Annotated in this window: 10 protein-coding genes; 8 read left to right on the top strand and 2 right to left on the bottom strand. The window is 71.0% G+C overall.

Annotated elements, in window-relative coordinates:
- The 6 genes from sufD to E4F61_RS08175 form a co-directional block, all read left to right on the top strand.
- The coding region (gene sufD, locus E4F61_RS08200; protein ID WP_133479188.1) for a Fe-S cluster assembly protein SufD at positions 1–1,102 on the top strand (1,102 nt) is incomplete at its 5' end.
- Positions 1,099–2,334, top strand: a complete 1,236-nt coding sequence (locus E4F61_RS08195) for a cysteine desulfurase (RefSeq protein ID WP_133479187.1) — start codon at positions 1,099–1,101, stop codon at positions 2,332–2,334. The genes sufD and E4F61_RS08195, both read left to right, overlap by 4 nt.
- 4 nt (positions 2,335–2,338) lie before the next feature.
- Positions 2,339–2,881, top strand: coding sequence for a GNAT family N-acetyltransferase (locus E4F61_RS08190; protein ID WP_133479186.1), 543 nt, complete (start codon positions 2,339–2,341; stop codon positions 2,879–2,881).
- Position 2,882: 1 nt separating this feature from the next.
- Complete coding sequence (locus E4F61_RS08185) at positions 2,883–3,203, top strand: non-heme iron oxygenase ferredoxin subunit (protein ID WP_133479185.1); 321 nt, start codon at positions 2,883–2,885, stop codon at positions 3,201–3,203.
- 173 nt (positions 3,204–3,376) lie between these two features.
- The gene (locus E4F61_RS08180) at positions 3,377–5,548 is read left to right on the top strand and encodes a TonB-dependent receptor (protein ID WP_133479184.1); all 2,172 of its coding nucleotides are present in this window, start codon (positions 3,377–3,379) and stop codon (positions 5,546–5,548) included.
- 7 nt (positions 5,549–5,555) lie between these two features.
- Complete coding sequence (locus E4F61_RS08175) at positions 5,556–6,206, top strand: PepSY-associated TM helix domain-containing protein (RefSeq protein ID WP_162301451.1); 651 nt, start codon at positions 5,556–5,558, stop codon at positions 6,204–6,206.
- Positions 6,207–6,209: 3 nt separating this feature from the next.
- Here the strand turns inward: E4F61_RS08175 and E4F61_RS08170 are convergent, their stop codons facing one another.
- Together E4F61_RS08170 and E4F61_RS08165 are read right to left on the bottom strand one after the other, a co-directional pair.
- Positions 6,210–6,848 (bottom strand): HutD/Ves family protein, encoded by a 639-nt coding sequence (locus E4F61_RS08170; protein ID WP_133479182.1) that lies wholly within the window; start codon positions 6,846–6,848, stop codon positions 6,210–6,212.
- 162 nt (positions 6,849–7,010) lie between these two features.
- Positions 7,011–7,382, bottom strand: coding sequence for a ComEA family DNA-binding protein (locus E4F61_RS08165; RefSeq protein ID WP_133479181.1), 372 nt, complete (start codon positions 7,380–7,382; stop codon positions 7,011–7,013).
- A 186-nt stretch (positions 7,383–7,568) separates the two neighbouring features.
- On the opposite strand from E4F61_RS08165, the gene E4F61_RS08160 reads away from it, so the two are divergent.
- Positions 7,569–9,059, top strand: a complete 1,491-nt coding sequence (locus tag E4F61_RS08160) for a M20 family metallopeptidase (RefSeq protein ID WP_133479180.1) — start codon at positions 7,569–7,571, stop codon at positions 9,057–9,059.
- A gap of 129 nt (positions 9,060–9,188) precedes the next feature.
- Positions 9,189–9,440, top strand: a complete 252-nt coding sequence (locus E4F61_RS08155) for a GlsB/YeaQ/YmgE family stress response membrane protein (RefSeq protein ID WP_133479179.1) — start codon at positions 9,189–9,191, stop codon at positions 9,438–9,440.
- Positions 9,441–9,463: the final 23 nt, after the last annotated feature.

Genomic DNA, 9,463 nt, shown 5'->3' with positions numbered 1-9,463 from the left:
CGCGCCGCAGCCGGCACCGGAGGACACGGCCTGGGTCGCGGGCATCCCGTCGCCGCGGATCGTGTTCGTCAATGGCCGGGTTTCCGCGCGATTGAGCGCGCTCTCGGACCTACCTGCGGGCCTCGACGTGGAGCCGCTGGCGGCCCTGCTCGAGCGCGGTGACGCCAGCGCGATCTTCGCCGACGCCGACGATCGGGCCGACCGCCCGTTCGCGCGCCTCAATACCGCGCTCGCCGCCGACGGTGCGGTCGTGCGCGTCGCGCCGGGCGCCGTCGTCGAGCGGCCGCTGCATCTCGTGTCGATCGGCGCCGCCACCGGCACGGACATCGCCTCCCACCTGCGCCATCGCATCGAACTCGGCGAAGGCGCGCGCGCGTCGCTCGTCGAACACGTGGTCGCGGCGTCCACGCATTCCAACCTCGCGACCACCGTCGTACACGTCCGGTTGATGGCCGGTGCGCGCCTCGCGCACGCCCGCCTTCAGGACGAGGCTACAGGCGCCACGCTGTTCGCGCGGACCGACGCGGTGCTCGATCGCGACGCCACCTACGATCGGCTGGATCTCGAGCTGGGCGCCGCGCTCTCCCGCCACGAACTCGACATCGCGCTGCAGGGCGAACGCGCCTGTGCGAACGCCAACGGCGTTCTGCTCGCCGATGGCCGCCGCCATCTCGACACACGCCTGGGGATCGACCACGTCGGTCGTGACGGTCGCTGCCAGCTGACCTGGCGCGGGCTCGCGGGCGGCCGCGCACGCGCCGCCTTCCACGGCGGCATCCTGATCCGCGAGGGCGCGGACGGCACCGAAGCCGCGCTGTCGAACAAGAACCTGCTGCTCTCGGACGCGGCGGAAATCGATTCCCAGCCCGTGCTCGTCATCCATGCCGACGAGGTGCAGGCCGCGCACGGCGCCACCGTCGGCCAGCTCGATCCGACCTCGCTGTTCTACCTCCGCTCGCGCGGCATTCCCGCCGCCGAAGCGCGTTCGCTGCTCACCGCCGCGTTCTGCCGCGAGACGCTGTCGGTGCTCGAGGATGCTGACGTCCGCGAGGTGCTGGCCACGCGTCTCGATGCGGCGCTGACACGGATGCAGGGCGCTTGAACGCGGTCGCCGCCCCTGCCGTCGACTGGGAGCGCGTGCGCGCGGATTTCCCGTTGCTCACGCGCGACGTCCATGGCAAGCCTCTGGTCTACCTCGACTCCGCGAACACCGCGCAGAAGCCGTCGCAGGTGATCGACGCGGTCGACGACTTCTATCGCCGCCACAATGCCAACGTCAGCCGTGCCGTGCATGCGCTCGGTGCCGAGGCGACCGAAGCCTACGAAGGCGCGCGCCGCAAACTCGCGTCGTTCCTCAACGTCCGCGCCGACGAGCTGGTGCTCTGCAGTGGCACCACATTCGCGATCAACCTGGTCGCGTACAGCTGGGCACTGCCGCGCCTCAAGCCCGGCGATGCGATCGTGCTCACGCGCATGGAGCACCACGCCAACATCGTTCCGTGGCAGATCGTCGCGCAGCGCACGGGCGCGGTGATCAAGGTCGCCGAGCTCGACGAGCGCGGCGACCTCGACCTCGATGCGCTGTATGCGCTGCTCACGCCCGACGTGAAGCTGCTGGGCCTCGCGCACGTCTCCAACGTGCTCGGCACCGTCAATCCTGTGCGCGACATCTGCCGCGAAGCGCGGCGGCGCGGCATCGTCACCGTCGTGGACGGCTCACAGGCGGCGCCGCATCGCGCCCTCGACGTGGCATCGATCGGCTGCGACTTCTACGCGATCACGGGCCACAAGATGGTCGGCCCGACCGGCACCGGCGCGCTCTGGGGCCGCCGAGAGCTGCTGCAGTCCATGCCGCCCTTCCTCGGCGGCGGCGAAATGATCCGCGAGGTGCGCTTCGAGGGCACGGTGTACAACGACGCGCCGCATCGCTTCGAGGCCGGCACGCCGAACATCGCCGGCTTCGTCGGCCTGGGCGCGGCGGTCGACTACCTGTCCTCGGTCGGCATGGCGGCGATCGAAGCGCGCGAAAAGGAACTGCTCGCGCATGCGACCGAGGCGCTGTCGGCGATCGACGGCCTGCGCATCTTCGGCCAGGCGCGCGAGAAGGCCGCGGTGATCAGCTTCCTCGTCGACGGCGCGCACGCGCACGACCTCGCCACGTTGCTCGACCTCGAAGGCGTCGCCGTGCGCTCGGGCCAGCACTGCGCGCATCCGCTGATGCACTTCTTCGGCGTCGCCGCCACGTGCCGCGCCTCGTTCGCCTTCTACAACACGCATGCCGAGGTCGATGCCCTCGCCGCCGCCATCCACAAAGTCCGTCGCCTGCTCGCCTGATCCGATGACCGACCTGCGCTTCCGCCCCGCCACGCACGACGACGTCGACGCGATCGTCGCACTCGTCGAATCCGCCTACCGTGGCGACGCCAGCCGCGCCGGCTGGACCACCGAAGCCGACCTGCTCGACGGCCGCCGCACCGGCGCCGACGACGTGCAGAGCTGCATCGACCGCGCGCGCAGCGTCATCCTGCTGGCCGAGCGCGACGACGAGCTCGTCGGCTGCGCGCACGTGGCCGAGGAGGACGGCGGCGGCTACTTCGGCATGTTCTCGATCCGTCCGACGCTGCAAGGCGCGGGGCTCGGCAAGCAGCTCCTGCAACGCGCCGAGCGGCTGGTCTTCGATGACTGGGGGCTTCCGATCATGCGCATGACGGTGATCGACGTGCGCGACGAACTCATCGCCTTCTACGAACGTCGCGGCTATCGCCGCACGGGCATCCTCAAGCCGTTCCCCTACGGCGACGAGCGCTTCGGCCAGCCGCGTCGCGACGATCTCCGCTTCGAGGTGCTCGAGAAGCCGGCCAGTGCCGGCGCGGTGGCCTGAGATGGAAGGCTGGGTTCGCGTCGGCAGTCTTTCCGAGATCCTGCCTGGCGAGCATCGCGTGGTCTGGGACGGCGACACGCCGATCCTGGTCGTGAACCTGGACGGCGACTTCTACGCCGTGCAGGACCAGTGCACGCACGAGGACTTCGAACTGTCCGCCGGGCCGATCGACGCGGGCGAGGGCGTCGTCGAGTGCGTCCTGCACGGGGCGCGGTTCGACCTTCGCAGCGGACGGCCGCTGTGCGGCCCCGCGTACCTGCCCGTGGCCCGCTTCCCCGTCCAGGTGGTGGACGGCGTCGCCTGGACGCGCGACGACCGCTGACGCGCGCGCCGGCCCTACGTTGCGTGCTGGCGCGCTAACCGGACAAACGATTTCGCGCTCATCTGGCAGACGACGGCTGTCCGCGGCACATCCTGCTTTCTCGTGTTGCTAATGCGAATCGTTATCATTAAGCTTTCGCGGTCACTGCCGGTCGGACCGACCGAGGAGCCCGCATGCAGCCCGCCGCCCTTCCCCGCAATACCCTCGCCCTCGCCCTGACGCTGGCGGTCGCCGGCCCAGCCATCGCGGCGCCGGACGCCTCTCCCATCGAACTCGACCGGGTGCAGGTCACCGGGCATCGCGACGGCTACGGCGCGCGCGCCACGCGCTCCGCCACCAAGACCGACACGGCGCTGCAGGACGTGCCGCAGGCGGTCTCGGTGATCACGCGCGACGTGATCGAGGACCAGGGCATGACCAGCCTCACCGACGCGCTGCGCGGCGTCCCCGGGGTCGGGGTCGCACAGGGCGAAGGCAACCGCGACACCCCGGTCCTGCGCGGCAGCAGCACCACGGGCGACCTCTTCATCGACGGCGTCCGCGACGACGTGCAGTACATCCGCGACCTCTACAACGTCGAGCGGGTCGAAGTGCTGAAGGGCCCGAATGCGATGATCTTCGGCCGCGGCGGCGCGGGCGGCGTCGTCAATCGCGTGATGAAGGCCGCCGACGGCCACGCGCACCGGGACCTGGGCCTGCAGCTGGGCAGCGACGGCCGACGTCGCGGCACCTTCGACGTCGGCGGTGCGACGGGCGACGCGTCGAGCGTTCGCGTCACCGGGCTCTACGAGGATTCGTCGAGCTTCCGCGACGGATTCTCGCTGCGTCGCTACGGCATCAACCCCACCGCGACCTGGGATCCGGCCGAGTCGACGCGGCTCGTGTTCTCGTACGAACGCTTCCACGACGCGCGCGTCGCCGATCGCGGCGTGCCGAGCCTGCGCGCCTTCGGCATCGACCGGCCGGTGGACGTCGACCCCGACATGTTCTTCGGCGATCCGGACCGCAGCCCGGTGCGCGCGACGGCGGACATCGCGTCGGTGCGGGTGGAGCACGCGATCGCGGACGGCCTGACGCTGCGCAACCAGACGCGCTGGGCGCGTTACGACAAGTCCTACCAGAACGTGTTCGCCAACGGCACGGTGGCGCGCGCCGGCGGCGGCATCGACGCGGTCATCAGCGCATACAGCAATGCCACGCAGCGCACCAACGCGTTCAACCAGACGGATCTGGAGTTCAAGTTCGACACCGGCCGCGTGATGCACACGCTGCTGGCGGGTGCCGAATTCGGACGCCAGGAAACCGACAACCGCCGCCTGAGCGGCGTGTTCCCCGCGAACCGCTGCGCGAGCTCGCGCGACGTCACCAACCAGACCTGCGTCGCGCTCGAGGATGGCCGCTACACCGGGCCGCTGGTGTTCGCGCCCTCGGCCACGGATGCGGACAACCACGGCGTCGCCCGGGTGGCGGCACTGTACGTGCAGGACCAGATCGAACTGTCGCCCCAGTGGCAGGCGCTGGTCGGGATCAGGCACGACCGGTTCGAGGTGGATCTGCGCAACAACCGCACCGGCGCTCTGACCTCGTCGCGGGACGACCTGTGGTCGCCGCGTGCGGGGCTGGTCTGGAAGCCGGTCGCCCCGCTGTCGGTGTACGCGAGCTACAGCCTGGCGTACGTGCCGCGCGCGGGCGACCAGCTGGCCTCTCTGTCGCCGAGCAATGCGGCGCTGGAGCCGGAGAAGTTCGTCAACCGCGAACTCGGGGCGAAGTGGCAGGCCACGCGCGACGTCATGCTGTCGGCCGCGCTCTACCGTCTCGATCGGGGCAACGTCATCGCGCCCGATCCCGAGGACAGCACGCGGTCGATCCTCGTCGACGGGCAGCGCACGCAGGGGTTGGAACTCGAGCTTTCCGGCCAGGTCACGTCGGCATGGCGCGTGATCGCCGGCTACGCGTACCAGGACGGTGAACTCACCAAGGCGCTGTCGGCCACGAGTCCCGCCGGGACGCGCCTGGCGCAGCTGCCGCGCCACAGTGCGTCGCTCTGGAACCGCGTGGACCTGTCGCCGCGCTGGGGCGTCGGGTTGGGTGCGACGTACCGCGGCGCGACGTATGCCGCGCTCCCGGGCTCGGCGCCGGGCCGTACCGACGCCAGCCGCACCGCGCTCGGCGGCTACGTCCGCGTGGACGGCGCCGTGTACCTGCGCGTGGCGCCGCAGCTGCGCCTGCAGCTCAATGTGGAGAACCTGCTGGACCGCCGCTATTTCGTCAGCGCCAACAGCAACGACAATGTGTCGCCGGGGTCGCCGCGCGCGGCGTACCTGGGCATCACCTACGACTTCTGAGCCCCGCATGGCGACCACCACCGCTGCGACCCGCCCCGCCGCCCGCGTTCGCGCGCATCGCTGGATCCGACAACTCCACCTGTGGATCGGCGCCTGGGGTGCGCTCGCCGCGCTGCTGTTCGGCACCACGGGCCTGCTGATGAACCATCGGTCGGGCGACAATCCCTGGCCGCAGGGCAGCGCGGAGGAATCGGCGCCGCTCACGCTCGCCGTGCCCGAAAGCGCACGCGGAAGCCGCGAAGCGCTGCGCGACTGGCTCCGCGACGCGTACCGCCTCGAGGCGACGTCGATGCGCGGCGGCAAGCCCGAGGGCGGGCGTGTCGGCGGCCGCGAGGTCAGGCAACCGGCGAAGTGGTCGCTCGGCGGCGGCACCGCACGGCGCACCTGGTCCCTGGACTACGTCCCGGGCAACGCGACCGCGGAGCTCAAGCGCACCGTGCAGTCGCCGCTGGCGGCGCTGCTGCGGATGCACAAGGGCGTGGGCGGCGGGCTGGCCTGGCGCCTGCTGCAGGACAGCTTCGCGATCGGGATGGTGCTGCTCGGGCTGTCCGGGCTGTGGCTCTGGGCCCGTGGTCGCACACCGCGCCAGATGGTCTTCAGCGTGATGGGCCTTTCGACGCTGTTGTTCGCGACGATCCTGGGCCTCGCCGTGGCCTGATCGTCACTCCGGCCCCGTTGCGGGCGGCGTCTCGAGCGCTCCGCGCGGCGCGGCGCCGCACGGCGTGAGCCGGATGAAGAGCGCTTCGCCGCCGCCGTCGATCACATGGCGCAGACGATCCTCGCCCGCTTCGAGGAGGGCGGTGTCGCCCATCGCGAGGTCGGGCAGGCCGCTCGCATCGGCGAAGCGCGCGTGGCCCGCGAGCAGGTGGACCGCCCAGGTCGTGCGCGGCTCCGCGAACACCACCATCGCGCCCACCAGCGGACGCCGCCAGAGATCCGCGGCGTAACGCCCGCGTCGCCACATCAGGTTGAAGTCGTGCGTGGGGCCGGCCACGAGTTCGCCCTGCACCGCCGCCTCGCCGGGAAAACGGTGGCGTCCGTACGGCGGCATGACGTCGACGACCGCGCCGTCGTCGAAGCGCAGCCGCATGCCCTCGCCCGACAGCAGCACCAGCTCCCGATCGACGCCTTCGAAGGTCGAGAACGGCCCGTCCGCGCCGACCTCGGCGATCGACAGGCGCCAGTCCCAGTCCCCGCCTTCCGCAGGCTCCGCGTGGATCTCGCGCGTCCAGCCGGCGCCGTTGGTCCACCGGCTGCGGCGGTACTCGTAGGACGGAATGACGCGGGATCGGGCCGGCATGTCGTGGCGGGGCAGTGCGGAACCGGAAGTATGCCGTCGCGCGTGGGCGGCGGCCGCCGGCGGGCTTCCTGCCCGTCGACGGCCCACATCCCTGTCGGGGTCCCTTCCCCGCGTGGCCGGCGTCCTGGCCGGCCGGCCGTCATCCCTGCGGCCGGTGTGCGGTCAGTGCGCGAGGCTCGCGGTGCGGGCCGCGGTGCGGCCGCCGGCGGTCGAACGCGCGGCCGGCACGTTGCCCAGCAGGATGCGGCCGCGGTTGCGCTCGATCGTCTTGAGCCCGATGCCCTTCACCAGCGCGAGCTGGTCGATGGAGCGGAACGGCCCGTTGGTCTTGCGGTAGGCGACGATCGCCTCGGCCTTGGCCGGGCCGACGTTGACCAGCACGCGATCGAGCGTGCCGGCGTCGGCGGTGTTCACGTTGACCCGCTCGACCGCGGCGGCGGGCGCGGCGGGACGCGGCGCCGGAACGGCGGCGACGGCGGTGCCGGCGAGGGCGATCGAGAGGGCGAGGGCCTGCATCAGGCGGGAGAGCTTCATGACGGTGTCCTTGTCGGGTGGATGGCCTTCCGGCCGGTGGAGACAGTGTCCCGACGACGTCCCGCCCCGCCGATCGGCGACCGCCCCGCGTGGCGGCGGGATTCACCGTAGCGCGGCGTAGGAAAAGTCCCACACGGGCGGGGCGGTAGAATTGTCGACCGCCTTTCACCGCCCCCCGAGGCTCCGATGGACGCTTCCCGCGTCGAATCCTTCGTATCGAAGAAGTGGGACGACGAGATCGTTCCCCAGCTCGTCGACTACATCCGCATCCCCTGCAAGTCGCCGATGTTCGATGCCGACTGGGTCGCCAACGGCTACATCGACCAGGCCATCGCGCAGATGGAGCAGTGGGCGCGCGCCCAGGCCATCGACGGCATGACGCTCGAAGTCGTGCGCCTGGAAGGCCGTACGCCGCTGATCTATGTCGAGATCCCGGCGGCGAACGGCGGGCGATCCGACGATTGCGTGCTGCTTTACGGGCACATGGACAAGCAGCCCGAGATGACGGGCTGGGACGAGGACCTCGGTCCGTGGACGCCGGTGATCAAGGGCGACCGCCTCTACGGCCGCGGCGGCGCGGACGACGGCTACGCGATCTTCGGCTCGCTCACCGCGATCATGGCGCTGCGCGAACAGGGCCTGCCGCATGCGCGCTGCGTGATCCTCATCGAGGCCTGCGAGGAATCCGGTAGCTACGACCTGCCGGCCTACGTCGACCACCTCGCCCCGCGCATCGGCAAGCCGTCGCTCGTGGTCTGCCTGGACTCGGGCTGCGGCAACTACGACCAGCTCTGGTGCACGACCTCGCTGCGCGGCCTCGCCGGCGGCAACCTGACCGTGCGCGTGCTGCACGAGGGCGTCCATTCGGGCGACGCGTCCGGCGTGGTGCCGTCGAGCTTCCGCATCCTGCGCTCCCTGCTCTCACGCATCGAGGACCAGGCCACCGGCCGCATCCTCATCGAGGACATGCACGTGGAAGTGCCGGCCGAGCGCCTCGCGCAGGCGCAGGAAGCCGCGCGCGTGCTCGATACCGCGGTCTACGACAAGTTCCCGTTCCTCGACGGCATGACGCCGATGGCGGACGACCTCACCGAGCTCGTGCTCAACCGCACATGGCGCCCGGCATTGTCGGTGACCGGCGTCGACGGCATGCCGTCGCTGCAGTCGGCCGGCAACGTGCTGCGTCCGTTCACCGCCGTGAAGCTCTCGCTGCGCCTGCCGCCGACGCTCGACGGCAAGCGCGCCGGCGAATTGCTCGAACAGGCGATCACGCAGGATCCGCCCTACGGCGCGCACGTCACGCTCGAGCTGGAAAAAGCGAGCACGGGCTGGAATGCGCCGGCGCTGTCCCCGTGGCTGTCGACCGCGATCGGCGAAGCCAGCCGTGCGTTCTTCGGCCAGCCCGCGATGTACATGGGCGAAGGCGGCAGCATCCCGTTCATGGGCATGCTCGGCGAGAAGTTCCCGGGCGCGCAGTTCATGATCACCGGCGTGCTGGGTCCGCACAGCAATGCGCACGGTCCGAACGAGTTCCTGCACATCCCGATGGGCAAGCGCGTCACCGCCTGCGTGTCGCACGTGATCCACCAGCACGCGCTGGCCTCCCAACGCGGCGAGACGGTGGGCGTAGCGGCGGTCGCCGGCGGCGAGCAGCACGGCGGCCACGGCTGCTGCTGACCGCCGCATTCGACGCAAAACGGCGCCTTCGTGGCGCCGTTTTCGTTTGCGGGCGTCCGTTCAGGTCATCCACGCGCCGCCGACAGCGCGCGACGCAGCATCGGCGCGCCATCCCGGCGAGGACCTTCCATGTTCAACGGCTTCTTCGGCTACCTCATCGGCGGCGCGATCATCGGCGTGCTCGCGCGCATCCTGAAGCCGGGCCCGGAAAACGTCGGGATGATCATGACCATCCTGATCGGCGCCGCGGGTGCCGCCATCGCCGGCGCGCTCACCCCGGGGGGCGGCGCGATTTCCTGGGTGGTCGCCATCGTCGCGGCGATCGTGCTGCTGGTCGTGTACCAGCGCGCGTTCAAGCGCCCGGGCCGCCACGATCGCTGAGTCGGAGCGCTCGCCGCGCAGTA

The organism is Cognatilysobacter segetis, from assembly GCF_004359965.1.
Classification (GTDB): Bacteria; Pseudomonadota; Gammaproteobacteria; order Xanthomonadales; family Xanthomonadaceae; genus Cognatilysobacter; species Cognatilysobacter segetis.
This window is presented reverse-complemented; position numbering and strand designations above follow the sequence as displayed.

Excerpts from the sequence above, each read along its gene's own strand:
- E4F61_RS08180 (WP_133479184.1), top strand. The coding sequence starts at position 3,377 with ATGCAGCCCGCCGCCCTTCCCCGCAATACCCTCGCCCTCGCCCTGACG.
- E4F61_RS08170 (WP_133479182.1), bottom strand. The coding sequence starts at position 6,848 with ATGCCGGCCCGATCCCGCGTCATTCCGTCCTACGAGTACCGCCGCAGC.
- E4F61_RS08155 (WP_133479179.1), top strand. The coding sequence starts at position 9,189 with ATGTTCAACGGCTTCTTCGGCTACCTCATCGGCGGCGCGATCATCGGC.
- E4F61_RS08190 (WP_133479186.1), top strand. The coding sequence starts at position 2,339 with ATGACCGACCTGCGCTTCCGCCCCGCCACGCACGACGACGTCGACGCG.
- E4F61_RS08160 (WP_133479180.1), top strand. The coding sequence starts at position 7,569 with ATGGACGCTTCCCGCGTCGAATCCTTCGTATCGAAGAAGTGGGACGAC.
- E4F61_RS08175 (WP_162301451.1), top strand. The coding sequence starts at position 5,556 with ATGGCGACCACCACCGCTGCGACCCGCCCCGCCGCCCGCGTTCGCGCG.
- E4F61_RS08165 (WP_133479181.1), bottom strand. The coding sequence starts at position 7,382 with ATGAAGCTCTCCCGCCTGATGCAGGCCCTCGCCCTCTCGATCGCCCTC.
- E4F61_RS08185 (WP_133479185.1), top strand. The coding sequence starts at position 2,883 with ATGGAAGGCTGGGTTCGCGTCGGCAGTCTTTCCGAGATCCTGCCTGGC.